We start from the raw sequence: 25203 nt of genomic DNA on the forward strand, positions 1-25203 counted from the left end.
CTGCCCTCGGGTGCTCCGGATGTCGCCCCCGGTACGGGCGGGGCACCGGATTCACCGGCCGCCCACCGCCCGCGGCGGGGCGCTCAGATGCTCCCCGACCCGGCGGACCAGCCTGGCCATCTCGTAGGCGATCAGGCCGAGGTCGGCCCGGGAGGTGGCGAACACGGCGAGGCAGGTGCCCTCCCCGGCCGCCGCGACCAGCAGGTAGCCGCCCTCCAACTCGACCATGGTCTGGCGGACTTCGCCCGCACCGAAGTGCCGACCGGCGCCCTTGGCCAGGCTGTGGAATCCGGAGGCGACGGCCGCCAGATGCTCTCCGTCCTCCCGCGCCAGTCCGGCCGAGGTGCCCATGGCCAGGCCGTCGGCGGAGAGCATCACGGCGAAGCGGAGCTCGGGGGCGCGCTGGACCAGCTCGTCCAGGAGCCAGTTCAGCGCTCCCGCGCGGTGGGTGGTGGCGATCACGGACGCTCTCCTTCGGATCGGGACGGGGATTGGGGGTGGTGCGCCCGCGGCGGCTGCGGAGGGTCTGCGGGCTGCCCGTCCCGCCGGTCTTCCGGGTGCAGACCGCGCGCCCATCCGTTCTGGAACGCGGACATCGCAGCCCGCGCCTCCTCGGGGCTGCGGCCCGCCGCACCGAAGCCGTCGCCGGAACCCGGCCCGGCGGAGGCGAAGACGGAGGAAGAGGCAGCCGTACGGCGCCTGTGCGCAGGCGGACGGGCCGGGGCCTCGCGCAGTTGCGGTGCGAGGCTCGCCTGGCGGGTCCGGCGCGGCAACTCCTCCGGCCCCTGGCCGGGTTGGTGACCGCCCGAACGGACACCGTCCGAGCCGGAACCGTCCGTGGCCGGTCCGGGTACCGGCTCCGCGAGGGAGCCCTGACCGTACGGCTCCACGCCGTACGGCTGCGGCGGCCCGGACTGCGGACGGGCGGCCGCACCCGCGCGCCCGTCCGCAGCCGGACCGGCCTCCCGGGCACCGGAGGCCCGGAAGGGGGTGCGGCGCACCGGCCCGGGGGCACTGCCCCGGACACCGAACGGCAGCAGCGCCCCACCCTCCGGCGGCGGCCCACCCGCCGCCGGAAGCCCATCACCCGTCCCGTCCTGCGGGTGCTCCCGGCGCCCCGGGTCATCCCGGCGCCCAGGATGCCCCGGGTGCCCCGAGACGCCGGTCGGGAGACCCGGCGAGCCACCACTCGGGCCACTGCCCGGACTGCCCACCGGCCGCTCCGCGTGGCCGTGCTCCGGGGTGAACTCCCGCTCCGGGACAGCGCGGTGATCCGCCCGATCGGCGAACACCGGCTCCACCGGCCCCGCCCCGACCGCCGCGGCACCCACCGCGTCGATCGGGGCGGCACCAGACGCCACCGCGCCACCCGACGCCGTGCCACCCGACGCCGTGCCACCCGACGCCGTGCCGCCCGACGCCGTGCCGCCCGACGCCGCCGAGGGCGGCGGAGGCGCGACCGGCTCGAAGCCGTACCGCTCGTCCTCGGCCCCCACCGCCGCCGCCTCGTCGGCCAGCAGCGCGGTCGACAGCAGGACCACCGCCGTGGTGCCGCCGTACGCGGAGGTGACCAGCGAGACCTTGACGTCCTGCCGCCGGGCGAGCCGACTGACCACGAACAGGCCGAGCCGGTCGCTGTCGAAGAGGTCGGTCTGCTCGGCGGCGGAGATCCGGCGGTTGGCCGCGGCCAGCACCTCCGGGCCCATGCCGAGGCCGCGGTCCTCGATCTCCAGCGCGAAGCCGTTGCCGACCCGTTCACCCCGGATGTGCACCCGGGTGTGCGGCGGCGAGAACCCGGTGGCGTTCTCGACCAGTTCGGCCACCAGGTGGGTGAGGTCGGCGACGGCGTGGCCGACCACCGCGGCGAGCGGCAGCGGGTGGACCTCGACCCGGGCGTACTCCTCGACCTCCGAGACGGCCGCGCGCACCACGTCCACCAGGGGGACGGGACGGCGCCAGCCCCGACCGGGGGCGGCCCCGGAGAGGATGATCAGGCCCTCGGCGTGGCGGCGCATCCGGGTGGTGAGGTGGTCCAGCCGGAACAGGTCGGCGAGCTCGGACGGGTCGTCGGTGTGGCGCTCCATCGCGTCCAGCAGGGTGAGTTGGCGGTGCACCAGGACCTGGCTTCGGCGCGCGAGGTTGACGAACACCCCGGAGACTCCGGAGAGCACCTCGGCCCGTTCGACCGCCGCCGTGACCGCCGCGCGCTGGACGGTCCCCAGCGCCCGGTGCACCTGGCCGATCTCGTCGCCCCGCCCCACCGGCCGGGGCGCCTCGACCTCGATGTCCACCTCCTCGCCCGCGCGCAACTTCCTCATGGTCGCGGGGAGTTTGCGCCCGGCCAGCTCAAGTGCCGAGTTGCGCAGGCCGATCAGCTCGGTGACCAGCCCGCGCCCGATCTGCACCGAGATCACCAGCGACGCCACCACGCCGACCAGACCGAGCAGCACGGCCATCCCGGCCGGGGTGAACAGGCCCATTGCGTAAGGGTCCTGGCGCTCGGCGGCGAGCCTTCCGGCCCGGTCCTCGACGCCCCGCAGGGCGCCGGCCACGTTGCCCGCGACCATCGCCCAGCGGTCGGCCGGCACCGCCGCGACCGCCGACCGGCCGTCGGCGGCCGTCCGCATCCTGTCCTCGTACCCGGCCAGCTCGCGGTGGTCCTGACCCCCGGTGACGGCGAGCAGCTCCGCCCGGTCGACGGAGCGCAGGTCGGCGGCGGCGCCCCGTTCGAACTCGCGCCGGGCGAAGGCCGCGCCGGAGAACTCCCGCAGCTGGTCGTCGCCGAGCCCGCCCGACAGCTGGGCGGCGCGCAGCAACGCGTCCTCACGGGAGAGCAGTTCGCGGGACCGGGCCAGCTCCAGCAGCACCCGCGCGTCGGCGGCCATCTGGCGCTCCTGGAAGGGAACGACGGCCCCGGCGGCGGCGAGCGCCCGGTCCACCGCCTCGCCGTACGCCGCGTACGCCTCGGGCCAGCCGACGCTCCTGGCCAGGACCCGGTCGCGCAGTGCGGGCAGGGCCGCGAGCGAACCGCCGAGGGCGTCCAGCCGGACGGCCGCCTCATCGCCCAGGCCCTGGGCGTCGGCGCGGTTGTAGCCCCGGTCGGGTCGGCGGGGGTCCGGGAAGAGCGGGGCGAGCGCCCGGTCGGTGGCCGCCGCCGCCTCGCGCAGGGCGCTCTCCCGGGCGGCGCTGGGGGCGGTCGCCGGGGTCCCCGGGGTCGCCGGGGTCGGCGCCGGAGCTACTGGGGCCGCTGGGACCGATGGGACCGCTGGGGCGGCCAACAGCTGGCCGACGACGGTGCGTTCGGCCTGCAGCCCGGCGACCGTCTCCGCGACCGGCGTGAGCAGCGTGCGCTGGGCGTCGCGCTGGCGCATCAGGCCCCAGACGCCCTGGGCGGTGGTAACGGTGGCGAACCCCCACAGGGCGATGACGGAGACGACCGGGACCATCAGCAGGGCGATGATCCGGGCGCGGACGGTCCGGGGACGCAGCCCGCGCAGCCACGGGCCGGGGCGCGGCGGACGGGCGGGCGGCCCGGCATGGGCACCCCGGCGGGTACCGGGGGCGGTACCGCGGTCTTCTCGCATGGGTGAGGAGCCTTTCGGGCGGGGAGGGCGGAGGCCGGGTGGGCGGAGGCCGGGTGGGCGGAGACGGCGGGGCCGGACCGGGAGCGAGCGGGCGAGGAGCGAGCGGGCGGTGCGAAGGTGCGAGGGCTCGGCTCAGGCTGCGCGGTCGTGCCGCTCGGCGTCGCGCCGCCCGGCCGCCGCCGGCGTGGGCTCGTGCCACGCGCGCTCGGGTTGCGGGGGCGCGGCGGGGACCTCCTCCACGGCCAGTTCGCCCGCCTCCCGGTAGCCGGCCCGCTCCTGGGCGGTCGGCGAGAGTGCCACGAAGGCCGAGGCGAGGAAGAGGAACGAGCCGAGGCCGACGGCGAGCGGGAAGACGAACTCCATCGGGCTGACCCCGCCGAGAACGGTCCGGGTCGGCTCCAGCCGGACGTGGACGGCGGCCATGCCGGTGTAGTGCATGCAACTGACGGCGAGGCCCATGGCCATCGCGGCGGCCGCGGCCGTGTACACGTTGCGGATGGTGACAGCGGCCCAGAGCGCGGCGGTCGCGGCGCCGACCGCGATCAGCACGGACAGCGCGACCGTCCCGGCGTCGTAGTGCAGGCCCCCGTGCATCCGCAGGGCGGCCATGCCCAGGTAGTGCATCGCGGCGACGCCGAGACCGGTGGTGACGCCGCCGGAGAGCAGGGAGAGGCCGCGGTGCCGGCCGTAGCAGACCACGGTCAGGCCGAGGCCGGTGACCAGCACCGCGACCACGAGGCTGAGGACGGTCAGCGGCACGTTGTAGCGCAGCTCGGTGCCGTCGACGGTGAAGCCGAACATGGCGACGAAGTGCATGGTCCAGATGCCGGAGCCGATCGCGGCGGCGGCCGTGATCAGCCAGTTCCGCCGGGCCGGACCGCTCGCGGCCAGTCCCCGCAGCGTGCAGCGCAGGCCGAGGGCGGCGCCGGTGCAGGCCATCAGGTACGAGAGGGCGGGGGTCAGCCAGCCGAGGCTGAGATGGTTGAGAGTGCCCATGGGACCTCCGGTCGACCGGTCGGGCCCGGGGGCGGTACGCGGTGCGCCCGGGCGCCCCGGGCCGGGCGGACTGCACACGAATGGCATATGCCAACCGCATGTGCGCTTCCGGCCTGGGGTGCGTGGGACGCTACCGAGGGGCCGGAATCGGTCAGACAAAGATCTGAAAAGCTGCCCGCAGGGAGCGGTTGATGTGTTCCGATAGCCCTGTCGTGTACCCGGAGGGCGGCCGGCGCGACGGACGGCATGCGGGGGCTGCGCACAAACGGCAGCGGACAGATGACAGAGTTTGACATCTGTCATCTGTCCGCTGAACTCTGTCGGCTGTCATCTGTCCGCTGCTGGCTGTCGGCTGTCGGCCGCACGCGGTCAGCCGTCGGCCGTCAGCGGCTCGCCGTCACTCGGATCCGCATCGGGCTCGCCGCTCGCAGCGTGATCCCCTGGGCGAGCGCCACCCGCCGGTCCACCGCCTCCACATCGAAGTCCCGCAGCAGCACCCCCAACGCCAGCACCGCCTCCAGCATCGAGAAGTGCTGCCCGATGCAGGCCCGCGGTCCGCCCCCGAACGGGAACCAGGCGTAGCGGTGCCGGGCCCGTTCCGCCTCCGGGAGGAAGCGGTCCGGGTCGAAGCGCTCCGGGTCCGCCCAGTGGTCCGGGTGCCGGTGGGTGACCAGCGGCGCGACCACGACCTGCGCCCCGGCCGGGATCACGTACCCGTCGATGACGGTCTCCGCGACCGCCCGCCGCCCACCCAGGGCCGCCGACGGGTAGAGCCGCATCGCCTCCTTCAGCACCCGGGTGATGTAGGGCAGCGCCTCCAGGTCCGCCGCCGTCGGCGCCCGCCCCGCCAGGACGGTCCGCGCCTCTTCCCGGGCGAGCCGCCGCTGCTCGGGGTGCATCGCCAGCAGGTGCAGCGCGAAGGCCAGCGCGGTGGCCGTGGTCTCGTGCCCGGCAAGCAGGAACACCAGAACCTGGTCGCGAAGTTCGGCCGGGTCCAGCCGCCCGCCGTCCTCGTCGCGGGCCCGTCCGAGCAGGGTGAGCAGGTCGTCCGCGTCCTCGTCGCCGCCGCCCCGCGCGGCCCGTTCGGCGATGATCCGGTCGCAGACCCCGTACAGCGCCCGCTGGGCCTCGGCACCGCGCCGGTTGGCCGGGGTCGGCCAGGTGCGCGGGAGGCGGACCGGGGCGTAGCCGCGCTCCTTCACGTACTCGCCGAGCACCGGGAAGCTGCGGTGCACCACCGCTATCGCCTCCTCCACGTCGGCGCCAAAGAGGATCCGCGCGACCGCCCGCAGGGCGAACCGGGACGTCTCCTCCGCCGCGTCCACCACCCCGCCGGGCACCGCCCGCCAGCGCTCGGCGAGCGACTGCGCCTCCTGTGCGAGCGCGTCCGCGTAGCCGTCCACCCGGCGCCGGGTGAACAGCGGCTGCACCATGCGGCGTTGGCGCTGGTATTCGGCGTCCTGGCTGGTCAGCAGCCCGTTGCCGACACTGGTCCGCAACTCGTCGTAGAAGGGGTCCTCCTTGCGGAAGTTGGCCGCCTCGACGGCCAGCACCTGCCGGACGCCCTCCGGCGAGAACACCCCGTAGAAGTCGGCGCGCAGCCCGGGCGGCCCGGCCTGGAAGCGCACCACGTCGCCGTGGTCGCGTCGGGCCGCGAGGTAGCTGCGCAGCGGGCGGCGGGTGAGGTCGAACAGTGAGCCGACCAGGCGGTTCCCCGCCGGGACGGGTATCGCGGAGGTGGGGGCGGGTGCGAGCCCGGGGGCCCGAACAGGGACGAGTTCGATGGTCATCGGCACTCCTTCTGTACAGGGGCGTGCCCGCCGCCGCTTCCGACGGGCGGTCAGCACCGAAAGGAGCCGCGCCCGGACCCACCGACGGGCCGACCTGCCCGGCCGGATCCGGACCCGTCTCACTCGTATTCGGTGCCCCCCTTGCGGGTCAGGTAAGCGTCACTGACCACCTTGGCGATCGCCCGTCCGCCGAGCACCGGGCTCCAGCGCTCGGTGACCGGCCGCACCACCACGCCCTCGCGCAGGTGCAGTTCACGCCCGGAGACGCTCTCCTTGCCCCGGGCGAACCCCAGGACGGTCTCCGGGTCGAACGGCCCCCGCCACAGCTCCGGCACCAACGGCAGCTCGCCGTCCAACAGTTCGGCTGCCGAGAACCAGTTCAGCTGCCCGTCCACCACGGCCGAGACGTCGAAGGCGGCGTAGCCGGGCCGCTCGGTGCGCGCCGAGGAGCCGTAGCTCAGGTCCTGCACGCCCTCGCCGAAGACCTCGCCGAAGACGCCGACCCGCTCGGCCCCGAGGCGCTCCGCCAGCCGGGCGGCGGCCGCCGGGATGCCGTAGGCGCGCACCGCCCGCCAGTAGAGGTTGCGCTCGTCCTCGGCCAGCGCCAGCCCCTGCGCGCCGATGCCCTTGGACGACACCTGCACCTCACCGGTAGCGGCGACGTACGTGACCAGGCAGCAGCTGCCGTGCAGCTTCTCGGTCAGCACCACCGGCTCGCCCGGCTCGAAGGCGTCGGGGTAGCGCTTGAGGTTCTCGATGTCCACCCAGGGCAGCAGGTCGGGCGCGCTGACCACGTCGCCGCTCATCGACGTGGGCACCGGCGGCTGCCACTTGACCACCCCGAGCAGTTCGGCGAAGTCCTCGCCGCGCTCGGCCGCGGCGGCCAGGTCGGTGCCGGCGAGTGCGGCTGGCCGGCAGACGATGCCCTGGGACAGCTCGCCGCGCAGCCGTACCGCCTTCACCCGGTTCGCCCGGGCGCCGGCCAACTTGCCGGTCAGGCCGAGCTCCTCGATCAACTCATCGGGCAGGACGGACTGTTCGGGGATGTAGACGGCGTGGTCTCCGGTCCGGTACCTGCCCTTGGCAACCACCGCCCGGTAGAGGCCGACCTGCGCGAGCTCCAGGGCATCGGCGTTCGGGTGCTCCAGAACGGTCAGCTTCTCCGCGGTGACGCGCAGCGTGGACATGGACGGACTCCTCCCCTTGGTTCGACCGCGGCAGTGCTTGCGACCAACCCGGCCGCGTGTACGGACGGCCACCACTCTGTCCGTTCGACCACCTACGGCGCGACGCAATTTCCGCACGTTCCCTTCCGGCCCCGCCGGCATGACCCGCACGGCCCACCCCATCCGCACGACCCGCCTCACACCCGCACGACACCACCCCGCCAAGTGCCCCCGCCAAGCGCTCCCCGAACCCGTTCGAGCCATCCCACAGCAGCCCGGAGGACCCCACTGGCTCCTGCCTGTGCAAACCGACAGGGGATTTATCACTCGCATATGCGGCACTATGATCGCCGTAATGGCCGCAGCTGCGGCCAGTCCCTCGCGCCCCTTCCGGCGCGCACCCTGGAGGGGAACCACCGATGAGCACCCGCACGCCCACCACCCGCAGGCTTGCCGTCGCCGCCGCCGCGGCCCTCGCGCTCACCCTCGGAGTCACCGCCTGCGGCAGCGACGGCGGCAAGTCCTCCGGTTCCACGGCCTCCTCGGCCACCTCCCCGGACGCCTCCGCCGCCGGCAGCGGCGTCCCGAAGGCCTCCGGCACCGTCACCGTCTTCGCCGCCGCCTCGCTCAAGGAGACCTTCACCGAGCTCGGCAAGAAGTTCGAGGCCGCCAACCCGGGCGCCAAGGTCACCTTCAACTTCGGCGGCAGCTCCAGCCTCGCCACCAGCATCAACTCCGGCGCCCCGGCCGACGTGTTCGCCGCCGCCAGCCCGGCCACCATGAAGACCGTGACGGACGCGGGCGGCGCGAGCGGACAGCCGACGACCTTCGTCAAGAACACGCTCACCATCGCCGTCCCCAAGGGCAACCCCAAGCACATCGCGGGCCTCAAGGACCTCACCGCCTCCGGCGTGAAGGTCGCCCTGTGCGCAAAGGAGGTGCCGTGCGGCGCCGCCGCCCAGACCGCGCTCAAGGCCGCCGGCCTCGACCTCACTCCGGTCACCCTGGAGCAGGACGTCAAGGGCGCGCTCACCAAGGTCGAACTCGGCGAGGTCGACGCGTCCCTGGTGTACCGGACCGATGTCCAGGCCGATGCCGCGAAGATCGACGGCGTGGACTTCCCCGAGGCCGCCAAGGCCGTGAACGACTACCCGATCGCCGCCCTCGCCAAGGCCCCGAACAAGGACGGCGCCGCCGCCTTCGTCGCGTACGTCCAGTCGCCCGAGGCCAAGCAGGTGCTGACCGCAGCGGGCTTCCAGGCGCCGTGAGCGACCGCACCACCGGCTCCGGGCCGAACCGCCCGAAGCAGGACCACCCGAAGCAGGACCACCCGGACCAGGACCACCCGGCCCGTACCGCCGACGGCGACCCGGCGGAGCCCGCGCAGGCAGGACCCGCGCAGGCAGGACCCGCGCAGGCCCTGCCGCGGCGGCGCCCGCGAAGTCGCCGCCCGCGCACGCACCGCGTCCCGGTCACCCTGCTGCTCCCGGCGCTGCTCGGACTGGCCTTCCTGATCCTGCCGCTGGTCGGTCTGCTGATCCGGGCCCCCTGGAGCGGCCTGTCCGAGCAGCTCACCAGCCCCGCCGTCTGGGACGCGCTGCGCCTGTCACTGGTCAGCGCGACCGCGGCCACCGCGGTGTCGCTGGTCCTCGGCGTCCCGCTGGCCTGGCTGCTCGCCCGCACGGATCTGCCGGGCCGCCGGATCATCCGGGCGCTGGTCACCCTGCCACTGGTGCTGCCGCCGGTGGTCGGCGGTGTGGCACTGCTGCTGGTGCTCGGGCGGCGCGGCATCGTCGGCTCCTGGCTGGACTCGGCCTTCGGCATCACGCTGCCGTTCACCACCACCGGGGTCGTGATCGCCGAGGCGTTCGTGGCGATGCCGTTCCTGGTGATCAGCGTCGAGGGCGCGCTGCGGGCCGCCGACCCCCGCTACGAGGAGGCGGCCGCGACCCTGGGCGCCTCCCGGCTGACCGCCTTCCGGCGGGTCACCCTGCCACTGATCGCCCCGGGGATCGCCGCCGGTGCCGTCCTGGCCTGGGCCCGGGCGCTCGGTGAGTTCGGCGCGACGATCACCTTCGCGGGCAACTTCCCGGGCCGCACCCAGACCATGCCGCTGGCCGTCTACCTGGCCATGGAGTCCGACCCGCAGGCGGCGATCGCGCTGTCGCTGGTGCTGCTGGTGGTCTCCGTCGCCGTCCTGGTCGGCCTGCGCGACCGCTGGCTGTCGACGCCGTGACCCCGCCCGCGCGCTCAACCTCGGACACCGTTGCGGACGCTCCCCCGCACACCTCCTGCGACACTCCCCGGGACCCAACGGACCCAACGGACCCAACGAACCCGAGGGACCCGAGGGACCCGAGGGACCCGATGGACCCGCTCGACCTCCCGGGCACTCTGGACACCTGGACGCCACCCCGATGAACACCGACAGCCGCCCCGGCCCCGCCCTGGACGCCCGCCTGCGGGTCGAGCGCGCCGCGTTCTCGCTCGACCTCGCGCTCACCGCCGCCCGCGGCGAGGTGGTCGCGCTGCTCGGCCCCAACGGCGCCGGCAAGTCCACCGCCCTGCGCGCCCTCGCCGGACTGCTCCCGCTCACCGGCGGCCATCTGCGCCTGGACGGCCGCCTCCTGGAGGACCCGGCGCAGCGTGTGCACACCCCGGCCGAGGAGCGTCCGGTCGGGGTGGTGTTCCAGGACTACCTGCTGTTCCCGCACCTCAGCGCGCTCGACAACGTCGCGTTCGGCCCGCGCTGCCAGGGCCGCCCCAAGCGCGAGGCGCGGGCGGAGGCGGCCGGCTGGCTGCAGCGGATGGGACTGGCCGACCACGCCTCGGCCCGTCCCGGCCGGCTCTCGGGCGGCCAGGCCCAGCGGGTGGCGCTCGCCCGCGCTCTCGCCGTGCGCCCCCGGCTGCTCCTGCTGGACGAGCCGCTGGCCGCCCTGGACGCCCGCACCCGGCTCGACGTACGGTCCCAACTGCGGCGCCATCTGGCCGAGTTCGAGGCGGTCGCGGTGCTGGTGACACACGACCCGCTGGACGCCATGGTGCTGGCCGACCGGCTGGTGGTGATCGAGGACGGCCGGCAGGTGCAGTCCGGCAGCCCGGCGGGGGTCGCCCGGCACCCGCGCACCGACTACATCGCCCGGCTGGTCGGGCTGAACCTGTACCAGGGCCGAGCCGAGGGCACCCGGGTCACGCTCCCGGACGGGGCGGTCCTGGCCACCGCCGAGGAGCTGGAGGGCCCGGCCTTCGTCGCCTTCCCGCCCTCCGCCGTGACGCTGTACCGGGAGCGCCCGCAGACCAGCGCGCGCAACCTGTGGAAGGCCGAGGTCACCGGGCTGGAACTGCACGGCGACCGGGTCCGCGCCGAGCTCGCCGGCGACCTGCCGATGGCCGCCGACCTCACCCCGGCCGCCGTCGCCGAGCTGGAGCTGACGCCCGGCGCCGCGGTCTGGGCCTCGGTCAAGGCCACCCAGACGCACGCCTACCCGGCCTGACGCCCCTCGGCGGTCTCACTCCGGCGCGGCCCCCGGCGCGATCACTTTGGCGCGATCACTCCAGCGCGGTCCTGCCCCGGCGCGATCACTCCGCCGGCTCGACGAACCCCGACTCGTACGCCGCGATCACCGCCTGGGTGCGGTCCCGCGCGCCCAGCTTCGTCAGCACGCTGCTGACGTGCGTCTTCACGGTCTGCACGCCGAGGAACAGCCGCTCGGCGATCTCCCCGTTGCTGAGGCCGCGCGCGACCAGCCGCAGCACCTCCGCCTCGCGCTCGGTCAGCGCCGCCCGCTCCATCGCCGCACGGGCGGTCGGGTTGCCGTGCGCGGCCGCCAGGCGGCGGATCGCGGCCGGGAACAGCAGCGACTCGCCCGCCGCCACCAGCCGTACCGCCTGGGCGATCTCGGCCGGGCGGGTGCGCTTCAGCAGGAAGCCGTCCGCGCCCGCGCGCAGCGCCTGGTAGACGTAGTCGTCGTTCTCGAAGGTGGTCACGACGAGGATCCGCGGCGGGCGCTCACCCGGTGCGCCGGGGCGCAGCAGCTCACGGGTGGCGGCCAGGCCGTCCAGCACGGGCATCCGGACGTCCATCAGCACGACGTGCGGACGCAGCGCCCGGGCCAGGGCGACCGCTTCCGCGCCGTCGGACGCCTCGCCGACCACCCGCAGGTCCCCCTGCGCCTCCAGGACGGCCCGCAGACCGGCCCGGACCAGTTCCTCGTCGTCGGCGAGCAGGATGTCCGTCATCCCGGCGGCGCCTCCGGCCGGACCTGCCATCGCAAGATCGTTCGTCACGAGCCCAAGCGTAGGGGCAGGCGCACGGCAAGCACCCACTCCCCGCTCCCCTCCTCGATCGGCCCGGTCGCCCCCGCTGCGGCCCCTGCTGCCCTGCCCGCCGCTGCCGTTCCCACCCTCGCCGCCGTGCCCGCCCCTGCCGCCGTGCCCGCCGCCGAAGGTCCCGCCTCCGCCTCCCCGCCGAGTAGCGTGGCGCGTTCGCGGATTCCGCGCAGTCCCTTTCCGCCCTTGCGCGTTGTACTCCTGCCCGCCCCGACCGCCGGAGGCCGCGCCGCTCCGGTCGCTGAACGTCCGGCGCCGGGCAGCCGGTTGGCGCAGCGCAGCTCCAACCGGCCGTCCCGCACGGCGATCCGGATGTCGATCGGCTCGCCCGGTGCGTACTTGAGGGCGTTGGTGACGCCCTCCTGGACGATCCGGTACGACTCGCGGGAGAGCACTCCGGGCAGGATGCCGGGCTTCACGTCGACCTGCGCCTCCACCGGGCTGCCGGCCGCCCTGGCGGTGTCGAACAGTGTGGGCAGCTGGTCGATCCCGGGCTGTTCGGTGGCCACGCCGTTCGCCCCGGCCGGGGTATCGCGCAGCAGCACGAGGGTGCGTTCGAGGTCCTCCATGGCCTGCCGGCCGGTCTCCTCGATGACTTCGAGCGCCTTGGCGACGAAGTCCCGGTCCCCGACCTCGCGTGCCGCGCCCGCCTGAAGGACGGTCACCGTCAGGGCGTGGCCGATCGAGTCGTGCAGCTCGCGGGCCAAGCGGTTGCGTTCCAGGAGCCGTTCGGCCCGCAGCTCCGCCTCGGCCAGCCGCTCGGCCGGAGAGGGGCCCAGCAGCCTTATCGCCATGGCGAGTTGGAGGCGGCCCGCGCACACCAGGAACCAGCCGAAGCCGAGGACCGCCAACGGTACGAGCGGGAGGTACCAGAGAGCGTCCGGGCCGGTCAGCCTGTCGAAGGCCCCGGTGATCCCGAAGACCAGCGGGAACCCTACCGCCGAACCCAGCGCGACCCGCCCGATCAGCCAGCCGGCCGTCCGCCGCCGGTCGGCCCGGGTGCGGGAGGGCTCGGCGGCGATGTCCTCCTCGCGGTCGGGCACCAGCAGCAGCCGCGCCTGCACCCCCTCGGCCCGGCGGGCGGCCGGTATGAGCGCGGCCAGCGCGAGCAGCACGACGTCCACCGAGACGGCCGCCATCAGGATCTCGCCGAGGCCCTTGTGGTACGTCCCCGGATAGACCATCAGCACGATGCCCGCGAAGAACCACCCCACCAGCAGGTGCAGCATCCGTGCGTACGTGGCGCCGGCCACCAGCGGCGCGAAGAGTCGGGACACCGCACTCAGCGGCGCCGCGGTCACGGACACCGCGCTCTTCAGCACTGCGATCTTGGACATTGGGCCATCCTGCCAGTCCGCCCCCGGCGCCCGGCTCCCGCGCCGGTCGCCCGCGATCTCCCTCCCGGGAGGGAGGCGGCTCCCCGCCCCGGCGGGATCCGCCGCACCGGCCCGCTCCGGTCGAATGGAGCCACCGCCCGGGGCCGACCACAGCGAGCACCGGCGGAGACCGCCAAGACGACGAGACGAGGGGAGCGGGCCGTGATCGAGATCCAGGGCCTGACCAAGGAGTACGACGGCCGACGCGTCGTCGACGACCTGACCTTCGAGGTGCGACCCGGCGTGGTGACCGGCTTCCTCGGCCCGAACGGCGCCGGCAAGAGCACCACCATGCGCCTGGTCCTCGGCCTCGACCGGCCGACCGCCGGACACGCCCTGGTCGACGGCCGCCCCTACGTCGAACTGCCCGACCCGCTGAGGACGGTCGGAGCACTGCTGGACGCCCAGGCACTGCACGGCGGCCGGACCGCACACGGCCACCTGCGCTGGCTCACCGCGAGCAACGGGCTGCCGGCCCGCCGGGTGGACGAGGTGCTCGGCCAGGTCGGTCTGGCGGACGCGGCCGGACGGCGGATCCGGGGCTTCTCGCTCGGCATGCGCCAGCGTCTCGGGGTTGCCGCCGCACTGCTCGGCGACCCGCCGGTGCTGCTGCTGGACGAGCCCGTGAACGGTCTGGACCCGGAGGGCATCCGCTGGATCCGCACCCTGCTCCGCGATCTGGCCACCGAGGGCCGGGCGGTGCTGGTCTCCTCCCATCTGATGACCGAAATGGCGCTCACCGCCGACCACTTGGTGGTGATCGGGCGCGGCCGGCTACTGGCCGACGCCGCCACCTCCGAGTTCATCGACCGCCACGGCCGGACCCGGATCAGGGTCCGCGCCGTCGACCCGACCAAGCTCGCCGCCCTGCTCCGCGACCCCGGACACGGCCTCGACGCCACCGAAGTCGCCGGCGGCGCCTGGGAGGTGAGCGGCGCCGAACCCGAGCGGATCGCCGCGCTCGCCGCGGCCAACGGCGTGGTGCTGTACGAGATCGCCGTGCAGCAGGACTCCCTGGAGGAAGCGTTCATGCGGATGACGGCCGACAGCGTCGAGTACCGTGCGGAGGCCGCCGCGTGAACGCTTCGAACCCTGCCGTGACGTCCGCCGCGACATCCGTCGTGACGTCCTCCGGGTCCCCTGCCGTCAACGCCCTGCGCGCCGAGTGGATCAAGCTCACCACGCTCCGGTCGCTCTGGATCACCCCGCTGCTCGCCCTGGTGCTCACCGCGGGCGTCACCGCCGCCGTCGGCGCGGCCCTGGGCGGCAAGGACCACAACATCACCGACGACCCAGGTGTCGGCGTCTTCTACGGCCTCAACTTCGGCCAGGCGGCGCTGACCTGCTTCGGCATCCTGCTGATCGGGCAGGAGTTCAACACCCGCATGATCGGCACCTCGCTCACCGCCGTCCCGCGACGCGGCCGGCTCTACGGCGCCAAGCTCACGCTCGGCGCACTGGTCGGCCTGTCGGTCGGCGCCGTCGGCACGGCGGGCGCCTTCGCCGGGTACGCGGCCTCCGTCCCCGCCGAGTGGGACGGGCCCGCCTTCGTCCGCACCGCCGTCGCCGGGGTGCTCTACCAGACGCTGGTGGTGGTGCTCTGCCTCGGAACGACCGCCGTGCTGGGCAACCTCACCGCCGCCATGGGACTGCTGGTCCCGACCCTCTTCCTGCTCTCACCACTGCTCGGCGGAGTCCCGGGGGTGCGCCGGGTGGTCCAGTTCCTGCCCGACCGGGCCGGCCAGTACGCCCTGCGGTACGTCGACGACCCGCAGATCGCCTACGGCCACTGGACCGGGCTGCTGATCATGGCGCTCTGGACCGCCCTGGCGGCGTACGGCGGCCTGCGGGCGATGCGGCGCGCCAAGTGACCACGGGCGAACGGGACATGGGAGCGACGATGAGCGCGATGGCCGACGCGGTACGCGCCGAACGGGTCAAGTTCACCACCCTGCCCTCGCAGTGGGCGGCCCCGCTGGTCGCCCTGGCGCTGACGGTCGGCGTCACGGCGGCCGTCAACGCCGCCTACGGGGCGAAGGACCACACGGCCGGAGAGGACCCGGCCGGGGGGATCTTCTACGGACTGCTCTTCGGGCACGTCGCGGTGGCCTGCCTCGGCATCCTGCTGATGGGGCAGGAGTTCAACACCCGCATGATCGGCACCTCGCTCACCGCCGTTCCCCGGCGCGGCCGGCTCTACGGCGCCAAGCTCACGCTCGGCACCGGGCTGGGACTGCTGCTCGGGCTGGCCTCGACGGCGGGTTCGTTCCTGGTCGTCGGCGCCACCGTCGGCCTGGACCTCTCCACCCCGGGCCTGGCCCGCAGCTTCCTGGCCGGCGTGCTGTACCACCCGATGATGGTGCTGATCTGCCTCGGACTGACCGCGATGCTGGGCAACTTCAGCGCCGCACTCGGCCTGCTGACCCCGACGGTGTTCCTGGGCACCACCTGGCTGGCCGCCATCCCCGGTGTCCGCGAACTGGGCCAGTTCCTGCCCGACCGGGCCGGCCTGTACGCGATGCGCACCCAGCCCGAGCCGGGCGTCCACTACGGCCACTGGACCGGGCTGCTGATCATGGCGCTCTGGACCGCCCTGGCGGTCTACGGCGGGCTGCGGGCGATGCGGCGGTACGAGCCGAGCTGACGGGCGACGGGGAACAGCGGACGGACGACAGGTTGCGGATGACAGATTTCAAAATCTGTCATCCGTTCGCTGTTATCTGTTGGCTGTCATCTGTTCGCCGCCGTTCGTTCGCCGTCACCCGTCACCCGTCACCCGTCACCCGTCACCCGTCGCCCGACACCCACCCGTCGCCCACCCGTCGCCCGTCGCCCGACGGCCGCCCGCCCCGCCGTCACCGCAGCGTCGGGTGCTCCGCGATCACCGTGCAGCTGCCCGGCGCGATCTCCCTGTGCCCGGGTCCTGCACCCGCACCCCCACCCGCACCGCACCGGTCGCGACCTCCAGGCCGAGCTCGTCGTGCCGGTGTACCGCTCGGGCGAGGCGGCCAGACGCAGTCGTGGACGGTCGCAGTGCGCATCAGCCGCCCCGAAGACCCACCGCCAGGGTCAGTTCAAGGACCCGGTCCGGCGAGGCGAGATCCGGAAACAGCTCCCGCAGCTGCGACATCCGGTACCGGACTGTCTGAGGATGGACGAACAACGCCGCCGCCACCTCGTCCCGCCTGCCCTGGTGCAGCAGCCACGCCCGCAAGGTCTCCTCCAGCCGCCCTGCGGTCGCGGCAGGCAAGGTCCGCAACGGCGCGAGGGCTCGGGCACGCAGGTCTGCGAACGCGTCCATGTCGGCACTCAGCACCAGCTCGGGCAGGTGGTCCTCGGTGTCGCGGATCTCAGAGGAGAGGGAGCGGGCGCGTACGGCCCGGGCGTACGAGGCGGACGCACGAGTCCATGGCCGTGCCGGGCCGACCACGGCGGCGCGGTCGGTCAGCTGCCGCAAGAGGTGTGGCCGGTCGGCATCGGGGACGAGCAGCACACCGGTGGCGTCCGGCAGATCGTCGAGGACGAGAGTGCTCGGGTCGAGCGCCCGGTAGGCGGGCCGGGCCTGGGAAGCGGGTAGCAGGACCACGGTCAGCGAAACCGGGGGCTGCCACCCGGCTCGTTGAACAGAGGCCAGCAGCAATTCCAGGCTCACGCCGGCGAGGAGGTCGCGGGCCAGGTGTTCCAGGTGGCGCTCGTGGGCCCTGCCCCTGGCGGCCAGTTCGTCGGCGTGGCCCGCGGCGCTCGCGGCGGAGAGCTCGTCGATGTAGGCGAAGGTCAGCTCGGCGAACTTGGCGACCTCGGCGGCGGGCAGACCTGCGGGTACGGCACCCGCCGCCAGGCATCGCCAGGCCACACGGGCGCCGACCCGGTAGGCGCTGAGCAGGGCGTCCATCGAACGGCCGTCGCGCACCTCGCCGCGGCCCAGCTCGTAGGCCGCGTCACCGGCGTCGCCACCCGTGGCGTTCCCGCTCGCGAGGTCCAGGTAGTGCCCCAGGGCGGTGCGGACGGCTCGGCGGATGGTGCCGCCCATGCGACCCGAAAGAGCGTTGGCGTAGGGCGGGACCTCGTCGATGATCGCCTCGACGACCTCGTCGGCAGTGGCCGTCAGCGCGGCCCGAAGCGCGGTGACCGTCGTCTCATCCAGGACCAGCTCGCTGGCCCTCCGGATTGCATGGCTCACGTTCTTGTTCCCTACGAACAATTCAGCCGACCAGATTCACGTCCTACGGTCAGGACTTTACGCCCCGAGGCGCAGCAAGCTGGAGTCATGACGAGTGCAGCCCTCCGCAGCAGGGCGTGGAAACTGCTGGAGATGGTCACGACGCCGCTGCTGCCGTCGGACTACCTCGACCTGGCCAGCCCGCTGCGTGCGGGCGCCGACCTGCGTGGGCGCATCGAGGCTGTGCACCCCGAGACGGCTGACGCAGCGACCGTCGTGATCAGGCCGGGACGGGGCTGGCGCGGCCACACAGCCGGTCAGTACGTGCGGATCGGGGTCGACGTCGACGGGAGGCGCCTGTGGCGCAGCTACTCCATCACCTCACCGACAGACCGCCAGGACGGCCGCATCACGATCACCGTGAAGGCGATCCCGGACGGCAAGGTCAGCAACCACCTCGTCCGTAGGGCGACACCGGGCACGCTGATCCAGCTCGACCAGCCGACCGGTGACTTCGTGCTGCCGCATGCCAAGCCCGCCAAGGTGCTCTACCTGACGGCCGGCAGCGGCATCACGCCCGTGATGGGCATGCTGCGCGACACCGAGGTCGACGACGCCGTCCTGGTCCACTGCGCACCACAGCCGCAAGACGTGATCTTCCGCAACGAACTGCACGGCATGGTCGCGGACAAGAAGCTGCGCCTCACCGAGGTGCACACCGACACAGACGGCAGGCTCGACATCGCCCGTCTCGGCGAACTCGTGCCCGACTGGGCCGAGCGCGAGACCTGGGCCTGCGGGCCTGCGGGCCTGCTCGACGCCGCAGAGGAGCACTGGACCGAGCACGGCGTCCAGGAGCGCCTGCACACCGAACGGTTCCGCCCCCGCATCGTCGTCGCCGGCGACGGCGGCAGCGACGACGGCGGCGGCGAGGTCACGTTCAGCGCCACCGGCAGGACCGTCGACGCGGACGGCGCCACGCCATTGCTGGACATCGGCGAGGAAGCCGGTGTGCTCATGCCCTCCGGGTGCCGCATGGGCATCTGCTTCGGCTGCGTCACGCCGCTCAAGGCCGGCGCCGTCCGCGACCTGCGCACCGGCGAGATCACCGAGGCCGAGCCGGGCGTCCTCATCCAGACCTGCGTGTCCGCCGCGGCGGGCCCCTGCGACATCGAACGGTAGAAGCACCTTGACCGCCATCGACCCCACCGCCCACCTGACCGCGGAGCAGATCGAGGAGCTCGGCCGCGAGCTGGACGCGATCCGCGACGAGGTGCTCGCCGACCGCGGCGAGCAGGACGCCGCCTACATCCGCAAGGTCATCTCGGCGCAGCGCAAGCTCGAACTGGCCAGCAGGGGCGTTCTGCTGTTCTCGATCTTCCCGCCCGCGTGGCTGCTCGGCACCGCCGGCCTCTCAGTGGCGAAGATCATGGAAAACATGGAGATCGGCCACAACGTCCTGCACGGCCAGTGGGACTGGATGCGGGACCCGAAGATCCACTCCACCACCTGGGAGTGGGACCACGTCTCGCCGTCCGAGCAGTGGAAGCACTCGCACAACGAGCTGCACCACACGTACACCAACGTGATCGGCAAGGACAACGACCTCGGCTACGGCATCATGCGCGTCGATGAGGACCAGAAGTGGCACCCGCTCCACCTCGGCCAGCCGCTGTGGAACTTCGTCAACGCCTGCTTCTTCGAGTACGGCATCGCGGCGTACGACCTCGAACTCGGCAAGAACCTGCAGAAGCACCGTCGCAGGAACCCGGAGTTCCGCGCGCGGGCCAAGGCCGTGGGCCGCAAGATCCGCAAGCAGGTGCTCAAGGACTACGTGATCCACCCGCTGCTGTCGGGCCCGTCGTTCCTCACCACGCTCGCCGCCACGTTCACCGCGAACCTGGTCCGCAACATCTGGTCCCACTCGGTGATCATGTGCGGGCACTTCCCCGAGGGCGTACAGGTCTTCGAGCGCCAGTCGGTCAGGGGCGAGACGCGCGGCCAGTGGTACCTGCGCCAGATGATGGGCTCGGCGAACATCAGCGGCAGCAGGGCCATGCACTTCATGACGGGCAACCTGTCCCACCAGATCGAGCACCACCTGTTCCCGGACCTGCCGAGCAACCGGTACGCCGAAGTCGCCGTGAAGGTGCGCGCGCTGTTCGAAAAGTACGAGCTGGAGTACGTCACCGGGCCGCTGCCCAAACAGGTGTTCTCCGCGTGGCACAAGGTCTTCCGGCTCTCGCTGCCGAACAGGAAGCCCAAGGTCAAGACACCGGCCCGCGAGAAGGAGCTCGTCACGGCCTGACTCCCGGTAGTGGTTCTCCGGGTGACGACATCCGCACGGAAGCTCCGCTGCGGGCGGTGACCGCCTCGTTCCCGACCAGCACCTGGGCGGAGCCGTCGACGACGAGGGCTGACCGGCCCCGGACCTGACCTTCGCAGCCACGAACGACGACAGAGCCGGCACGGATTAATTCCTTCCTTCCTTCCGTACCAGCCCAACCGGCCACCTCCGAGATCGGGCTCCGAGTCGGCGAGGGCGGCGGCGGCCGCGCGGCCGTCGAACTCGTCGAGCGTCTGAAGCCGGACGTGGCACTGATCGATCTGCGGATGCCGGTCCTCGACGGGGCAAGTGCCACCGTCGAGATCGTCGCCCGCTGCCCAGGAACCCGGGTACTGATCCTGACCACGTACGACACCGACGCGGAGATCGAGCGCGCGGTCGAGGCCGGCGCGATCGGCTACCTGCTCAAGGACACCACGCGTGATCAGCTCGTCGACGCCATCCGATCCGCCTCCCGCGGCGAGACCGTCCTGGCCCCGAGGGTCGCGGAGCGGCTGGTTGCCCGCATGCGGCAACCAGCTCCGGTGGCCCTGACCACCCGGGAGGTGGATGTGCTGAGCGCGGTCGCCGACGGCCTGTCCAACGTGGAGATCGGTCGGCGGCTGGTCATCACGGAGGCCACGGTGAAGACCCATCTGCTGCGGGTCTTCGCCAAGCTCGACGTCAGAGACCGCACGCACGCGGTGTCGTGGCCCTCGAACGCGGACTGCTGGACAGGCGTTAGCCCAGGCGCCCGGTGATCGGCGCCCCGGCCGGCTCCTGACACCGTCAGCCCCTCCGCGACGAACTCGCCATCACCGAACGGGTCCGGCATCGGATGGCCGAGCAGCTCGCTGACGAACAGGCCGCGGCCTTTCGCGATGCCTACCCGTCTTGCCCGTTGGCGGGAGCGCCGTCCCCTGCCCCCTCCGGGAAGGGCCGCCGGAGACATGCGACGGCCGGGAACGTACGCGTCTCACCTGCTACGTTGCGGTTCGGGGGTCAGCTTGGAGCGTTCACGGGCGTCGTAGGCGCGGGGTGGGGCAGTAGCGCGTGCCTCCCTCGAGTGCAACAGTTGGCCCGGGCGCGATCTCGGTGAAGCCCGCGTCCTGGACCACCGGCAGCCCGCTGCGGACGAGTTCCTCCCACGCCTGCGGCGAGGCCGTTCGGACCGCGAGCGCGAAGCCGGCCTCGGCCCACTCCTTGCGCTGCGCCTCGTCCAGCCGCCACCACGCGAGCTGGGCGGCGTGCCCGGTCTGCGCCATCGTCTTGCCCGCGCTCATCTCCAGCTCGGGGTTGAGCCACAGCACCGGCAGCCCCGGCTCGGGCGCCGTGACCTCGACCGTCTCCTCAAGGTCCGTCCCGGACACCTGGAGCTTGGCGAGGTCCTTCGGCCACCCGTCCAGCGGGACCGGCGGGAACACCCGCACCTCGGCCTCCCGGCCGCGCACCGTGAGGCCCGGCAGCTCGCACGCCCGGCGCCACTCCCCGCCCCGGGCCCGCCGGACCACCTTGCGGATCCGGGCGTCCTCCCAGGCCGCGACCCGCTCCGCCCACTCACCGTCCGCCCCGGTCACCCGGGGGTCGGCCAGCAGGGTGAGCACCGCCCGGGCCGAGGTCTCCAGCGCGTCCGTCCGGCTCGGCGGAGTGGCCCGCTCCATCCGGACGACCAGCGGCAGCACGTACTGCGGCCGCTCGTCGCGGTCCTCGCGGTCCTCTCGCTCCGGGGCCTCGCCGGGGTCGGCCGCAGGGGCCGGGGGCTCGGAGACCGGAGCCGGAGCCGGGGCCGGAGGAACCACAGCCGGAGTCGAAGCAGTGGAGGTCGAAGCAGTGGGGGTCGAAGCAGTGGGGGTCGGGGCATCGGAAGGATCAGTCACCCGTCCAGGATGCCAGCCCCGCTCCGGACGACTCGGCCCGACCCGACTCGGCCCGGCCCGACCGCCGCAGCGTCCACCTCCGCGCTCACCGCAGCCGCTGCCGCAGCTCGTCCACCGCCGCCCGGATGCTCGCGCTGTACGCGTCCTCCGGCAGCGCGTCCAGACTGCGCACGGCGCGTTCGAGCTGCGCACGGGCGAGGTCCGGCTCGCCGAGCTTGAGGTGGTCCGAGGCCAGGTTGAGGTGCAGCGAGGGGTAGAAAGCGCGCACCTGGAGGGCCGACCCGTACGTCCGGGCACGCTCGGCGCTCAGCGAGTCGGCGGCGGCCAGGGCCCGCCGGTCCCACGCCAGCTCGGCGCGCGGGTCGTCCTGCAGGTCGGCCAGGTAGTGGGCGACGAGGCAGCGGTGGAAGACGTCCCGTTCTCCCAGCGCCTCCCAGAGCGCCTCGAAGCCGGCCCGGTCCTCGGCCGTCCGACCGCGCTGCGCCGCCCTCGCCCCGTCCAGCCCGAGCGCGATCCGGGCCAGCGCCGGTTCGTCCTCATCGCCCGGCTCATCGCCCGGCCCTCCGCCTGTCCTTTCGCCCTCTTCGGGAGCACTCGGATCGTGGGGACCGTCGGGACCGTCGATATCGAGAGGATCGTCGGGGGACGGACCGCGCATGCCACGCACATCGGACATGCCCGCAGCCTAACCGCCCACCCATCGGACCGCCCGGCCCGAGCGACGGCCACGGAACCGGCGGCCGACGCCCTGCCCCGCCCTCCGACCCTCGGCCTCCAACGCCCCGACGTCCAACGCCCCGACGTCCAATGCCCCGGTGCCCGACGCCCGCCCTACGGCGCAGCGCCTCGTCAGCGCCTGTAGCCGCGCTGCGGGTCCCGCTCCTCGGCGTCCTCGTACATCAGGAACCAGCCCTCCGGGTGGGTGGCCGCCAGCAGCGCCTCCGTGCGCTGCTCCGCCCCCAGCTCCGGATCACCGTCGTCCGGCCCGTAGACCCCGAACAGTTCGTCGTGGCAGCCGTCCCAGTCGTAGTCGTACAGGTCGGCCGGGAGGTCGCCCATCATGTCCGCGACCGACTCGGGCTGGGCGCCGAGCAGCGTCCGGGCGTCCACCAGGGCCATCCGCAGCGCCACGTCCTCGGCCAGGCAGCGTGGCAGTGGCCACTCGCCGAGCGCGAGGTCGTCGGCGAGGTCGTCGAAGGCCCGGGCCATCGCGCGGCGCCAGCTCCGGTGCATCCGCCAGGTGCGTTCGGGGAGCCTGGCGAAGACCGTCCAGTCCGTGTCCTCGCCGTCGACGATCGCCTCGTCCCCGTGCTCGTCGAAGTCGTCGTACGCGGCGTCGGCCAGACCTATCAGCTGGGCGTGGAGCAGGCAGGCGGTGCGCGGGGTGAGCGTCCAGTCCGCGCCCGCGCCGCCGTCCTCCTCGTCGCCCTCCAGCGGGAACAGGTCGGCGAAGTCCGGTGTGAAGTCCTCCGTGACGCTGATCTCCAGCGTCCCGCCCATCGCCTCGACCCCGGGGATGGCGGCCACCAGCCGGTCCGGATGCAGCAGCGCGCCGAGCGCCGCGTTGGCGTCCTCGGCGACCTCGCGCAGCAGTTCGCGACGCTGGCCGGCCGGGTCGATGCCGTCGAAGTCCAGCTCCTCGACGGCCCTGATCGCGGCCGCGCGCAGGGCCGGCCAGTCGGTGATCCGCAGGCCCAGCACCACCGTCGCCTCGATCTCCTGCGCGCCGGAGTCCTCCGCCGCGCCCGGCCCCTGTGGATGATCGCTTCGCTCGCCCATGGGGCTAACGGTACGGCCTTTCGGCCCCCCGATCACCGGTCCGGACCAGCTTCCGGAAGCGTTCTCGGCCACCGCGCGGCCACGCCTCGGTCACTCGGACGCAGGAACTGGCAGGATGCGTCCCATGGCTGACATCAACGAGTACGGCGGCGGGCAGGGCCCGAACGCCGACGTCCTGGTCGTGACCACCAACGACGTCCCCGGCTTCCGGGTCGACCACGTGATCGGCGAGGTCTTCGGGCTGACCGTGCGCAGCCGCCACCTCGGGAGCCAGATCGGTGCCGGTCTGAAGTCGCTGATCGGCGGCGAGCTGCGCGGTCTGACGAAGACCCTGGTCGAGAGCCGCAACGAGGCCATGCAGCGGCTGGTCGAGCAGACCAAGGCGCGCGGCGGCAACGCCGTCCTGATGATGCGCTTCGACGTCACGGAGGCGGCCGACGTCGGCACCGAGGTCTGCGCCTACGGCACCGCCGCCGTCATCTCCCCGCTCTCCTGACGCTCCTCCGCTCCTGCTCCTCGACATCCGCGCCTCCGCGCCCTCGCGCCTCCGCCCGCGCACTCCCGTTCGCGACCACCGTTCGCTCCTCCACGGACGCCGACGGAGCCCCGGCGGGACGACGGGAACAGCCGTCGACCCCCTGATGTTTCAGCGGCGTGACTGTTTACGGTGCAACGAACAGCGTTCCGGAACGCGTGGACGTCCTGGTGGTGGGTGCCGGGCAGGCAGGCCTTTCCGCCGCCCACCACCTGGGCCGCCGCGGTTTCGCCCCGTACCGGGTTGGCGTCGACGGCGGTTTCGTCGTCCTCGACGCCAACCCCGTCCCCGGGGGCGCCTGGGCGCACCGCTCGCCGTCCCTGCGGATGGCCACCGTGCACGGCGTCCACGACCTCCCCGACGCCGAACTCCCGCCGCCGGACCCCGGGGCCCCCGCGCGCGAGGTGGTGCCGGAGTACTTCGCAGCGTACGAGGTCCGACACGCGCTCCCGGTCGTACGCCCGGTCGCGGTGCGTGCCGTACGCGCCGAGTCCGAACGACCGGACGCCCGGCTGCTGGTCGAGACCGACCACGGTGTCTGGTCCACCCGCGCACTGATCAACGCCACCGGCACCTGGACCCGGCCCTTCCTCCCGCACTACCCCGGTCACTTCGCGGGCCGCCAGCTGCACTACGCCGAGTACCGCGGTCCCGAGGAGTTCGCCGGCCGGCGCGTGCTGGTGGTCGGTGGCGGCGCCTCGGCGGTCCAGGTGCTGTCGGAGGTCGCCGCCGTCGGCGAGACGGTGTGGGTCACCCGCTCCGAACCCCTCTACCACAACGGACCGTTCACCCCCGAGTACGGGCGCGCGGTGGTCGCCAAGGTCGAGGAGCGGGTCCGGCAGGGCCTGCCGGTGCGCAGCGTGGTCAGCGTGACCGGGCTCGGCCCGTCCGTCGCCCTCCGGCGCGCCCAGGAGCTGGGCGCGCTGCGCCGCCGCCCGATGTTCGACCGCCTGACCGAGCACGGGGTCGCCTGGGGCGACGAGGAGCTGCCGGTGGACGCGATCGTCTGGGCCACCGGCTTCCGGCCCGAGGTCGGGCACCTCGCCCCGCTCGGGCTGCGCTCCCCCGGCGGCGGGATCGCCCTCACCGGCACCCGCGCCACCGCCGACCCGCGCGTCCACCTGGTCGGCTACGGTCCGTCCGCCAGCACCGTCGGCGCCAACCGGGCCGGCCGCGCGGCCGTCAACGACCTGGTCAAGCTCCTCGGGGACCCGGCGCTCGCGGCACCGACGGCCGGGAGCCCGGCGCTCGCGGACCAGGTCGCGGAACCCGCCGCCGTCTGAGCT

The 25203-nt window shown here is 73.6% G+C and carries 21 protein-coding genes and 1 pseudogene; 11 read left to right on the forward strand and 11 right to left on the reverse strand.

Annotated features, from left to right (window positions below; genetic code table 11):
* Positions 1-51 precede the first annotated feature (51 nt).
* The 5 genes from ACWGJO_RS00220 to ACWGJO_RS00240 all read right to left on the reverse strand — a co-directional run bounded on the left by ACWGJO_RS00220 (position 52) and on the right by ACWGJO_RS00240 (position 7557).
* On the reverse strand, positions 52-462 hold the full coding sequence (locus ACWGJO_RS00220; protein ID WP_387684924.1) for a roadblock/LC7 domain-containing protein: 411 nt from the start codon (positions 460-462) through the stop codon (positions 52-54).
* Positions 459-3584: a nitrate- and nitrite sensing domain-containing protein gene (locus tag ACWGJO_RS00225; protein ID WP_452181406.1), complete on the reverse strand. Its 3126-nt coding sequence runs from the start codon at positions 3582-3584 to the stop codon at positions 459-461. The genes ACWGJO_RS00220 and ACWGJO_RS00225 overlap by 4 nt, the downstream gene beginning before the upstream one ends.
* Before the next feature lie 132 nt (positions 3585-3716).
* Positions 3717-4580, reverse strand: a complete 864-nt coding sequence (locus tag ACWGJO_RS00230) for an MHYT domain-containing protein (protein ID WP_452181407.1) — start codon at positions 4578-4580, stop codon at positions 3717-3719.
* 383 nt (positions 4581-4963) lie between these two features.
* The gene (locus tag ACWGJO_RS00235) at positions 4964-6370 is read right to left on the reverse strand and encodes a cytochrome P450 (protein ID WP_452181408.1); all 1407 of its coding nucleotides are present in this window, start codon (positions 6368-6370) and stop codon (positions 4964-4966) included.
* Between the two features lie 119 nt (positions 6371-6489).
* The gene (locus tag ACWGJO_RS00240; protein ID WP_452181409.1) at positions 6490-7557 is read right to left on the reverse strand and encodes an RNA ligase (ATP); all 1068 of its coding nucleotides are present in this window, start codon (positions 7555-7557) and stop codon (positions 6490-6492) included.
* Between the two features lie 398 nt (positions 7558-7955).
* Here ACWGJO_RS00240 and modA point away from each other — a divergent pair, with 398 nt between their 5' ends.
* From modA to ACWGJO_RS00255, 3 genes are all read left to right on the forward strand, one after another.
* Entirely contained in the window at positions 7956-8804 is an 849-nt protein-coding gene (gene modA, locus ACWGJO_RS00245) for a molybdate ABC transporter substrate-binding protein (protein WP_452181410.1), read from the forward strand.
* A gap of 152 nt (positions 8805-8956) precedes the next feature.
* Positions 8957-9772 carry an ABC transporter permease gene (locus tag ACWGJO_RS00250; RefSeq protein ID WP_452181496.1) on the forward strand — a complete coding sequence of 272 codons (816 nt, stop codon included), beginning with the start codon at positions 8957-8959 and terminating at the stop codon, positions 9770-9772.
* Between the two features lie 181 nt (positions 9773-9953).
* Positions 9954-11030, forward strand: coding sequence for an ABC transporter ATP-binding protein (locus ACWGJO_RS00255; RefSeq protein ID WP_452181411.1), 1077 nt, complete (start codon positions 9954-9956; stop codon positions 11028-11030).
* An 85-nt stretch (positions 11031-11115) separates the two neighbouring features.
* Here the strand turns inward: ACWGJO_RS00255 and ACWGJO_RS00260 are convergent, their stop codons facing one another.
* Positions 11116-11775, reverse strand: coding sequence for a response regulator (locus tag ACWGJO_RS00260; protein ID WP_452181497.1), 660 nt, complete (start codon positions 11773-11775; stop codon positions 11116-11118).
* Positions 11776-11819: 44 nt separating this feature from the next.
* Positions 11820-13202 (reverse strand): sensor histidine kinase, encoded by a 1383-nt coding sequence (locus ACWGJO_RS00265; protein WP_452181412.1) that lies wholly within the window; start codon positions 13200-13202, stop codon positions 11820-11822.
* 201 nt (positions 13203-13403) lie between these two features.
* On the opposite strand from ACWGJO_RS00265, the gene ACWGJO_RS00270 reads away from it, so the two are divergent.
* From ACWGJO_RS00270 to ACWGJO_RS00280, 3 genes are read left to right on the forward strand one after another with little or no spacing between them, the layout of a single operon-like run.
* Positions 13404-14321: an ATP-binding cassette domain-containing protein gene (locus tag ACWGJO_RS00270; RefSeq protein ID WP_452181413.1), complete on the forward strand. Its 918-nt coding sequence runs from the start codon at positions 13404-13406 to the stop codon at positions 14319-14321.
* The gene (locus ACWGJO_RS00275; protein WP_452181414.1) at positions 14318-15112 is read left to right on the forward strand and encodes an ABC transporter permease; all 795 of its coding nucleotides are present in this window, start codon (positions 14318-14320) and stop codon (positions 15110-15112) included. The genes ACWGJO_RS00270 and ACWGJO_RS00275 overlap by 4 nt, the downstream gene beginning before the upstream one ends.
* Before the next feature lie 29 nt (positions 15113-15141).
* On the forward strand, positions 15142-15885 hold the full coding sequence (locus tag ACWGJO_RS00280; RefSeq protein ID WP_452181415.1) for a hypothetical protein: 744 nt from the start codon (positions 15142-15144) through the stop codon (positions 15883-15885).
* Between the two features lie 396 nt (positions 15886-16281).
* On the opposite strand, the gene ACWGJO_RS00285 is transcribed toward ACWGJO_RS00280, so the two are convergent.
* The gene (locus ACWGJO_RS00285) at positions 16282-17421 is read right to left on the reverse strand and encodes a PucR family transcriptional regulator (RefSeq protein ID WP_452181416.1); all 1140 of its coding nucleotides are present in this window, start codon (positions 17419-17421) and stop codon (positions 16282-16284) included.
* Between the two features lie 87 nt (positions 17422-17508).
* Between ACWGJO_RS00285 and ACWGJO_RS00290 the strand changes: the two genes are divergently transcribed.
* The 3 genes and pseudogenes from ACWGJO_RS00290 to ACWGJO_RS00300 all read left to right on the forward strand — a co-directional run.
* A complete protein-coding gene (locus ACWGJO_RS00290; RefSeq protein WP_452181417.1) occupies positions 17509-18582 on the forward strand; it encodes a ferredoxin reductase in 1074 nt (357 codons plus the stop codon).
* Positions 18583-18589: 7 nt separating this feature from the next.
* Complete coding sequence (locus ACWGJO_RS00295) at positions 18590-19708, forward strand: fatty acid desaturase family protein (protein ID WP_452181418.1); 1119 nt, start codon at positions 18590-18592, stop codon at positions 19706-19708.
* A 224-nt stretch (positions 19709-19932) separates the two neighbouring features.
* Positions 19933-20471: pseudogene (locus ACWGJO_RS00300) on the forward strand (response regulator); the annotation flags it as partial.
* Between the two features lie 271 nt (positions 20472-20742).
* Here the strand turns inward: ACWGJO_RS00300 and ACWGJO_RS00305 are convergent.
* From ACWGJO_RS00305 to ACWGJO_RS00315, 3 genes are all read right to left on the reverse strand, one after another.
* Entirely contained in the window at positions 20743-21525 is a 783-nt protein-coding gene (locus ACWGJO_RS00305; RefSeq protein WP_452181419.1) for a peptidyl-tRNA hydrolase, read from the reverse strand.
* Between the two features lie 163 nt (positions 21526-21688).
* Positions 21689-22279, reverse strand: coding sequence for a hypothetical protein (locus ACWGJO_RS00310; protein WP_452181420.1), 591 nt, complete (start codon positions 22277-22279; stop codon positions 21689-21691).
* Positions 22280-22452: 173 nt separating this feature from the next.
* Positions 22453-23382, reverse strand: coding sequence for a hypothetical protein (locus ACWGJO_RS00315; RefSeq protein ID WP_452181421.1), 930 nt, complete (start codon positions 23380-23382; stop codon positions 22453-22455).
* 124 nt (positions 23383-23506) lie between these two features.
* On the opposite strand from ACWGJO_RS00315, the gene ACWGJO_RS00320 reads away from it, so the two are divergent.
* Both ACWGJO_RS00320 and ACWGJO_RS00325 read left to right on the forward strand, forming a co-directional pair.
* Positions 23507-23878, forward strand: coding sequence for a YbjQ family protein (locus ACWGJO_RS00320; protein ID WP_452181422.1), 372 nt, complete (start codon positions 23507-23509; stop codon positions 23876-23878).
* Positions 23879-24075: 197 nt separating this feature from the next.
* Positions 24076-25200: an NAD(P)-binding domain-containing protein gene (locus ACWGJO_RS00325; RefSeq protein WP_452181423.1), complete on the forward strand. Its 1125-nt coding sequence runs from the start codon at positions 24076-24078 to the stop codon at positions 25198-25200.
* The last annotated feature ends 3 nt before the right edge of the window (positions 25201-25203 follow it).

The sequence above is a fragment of the Kitasatospora sp. NPDC054795 genome (assembly GCF_053611565.1).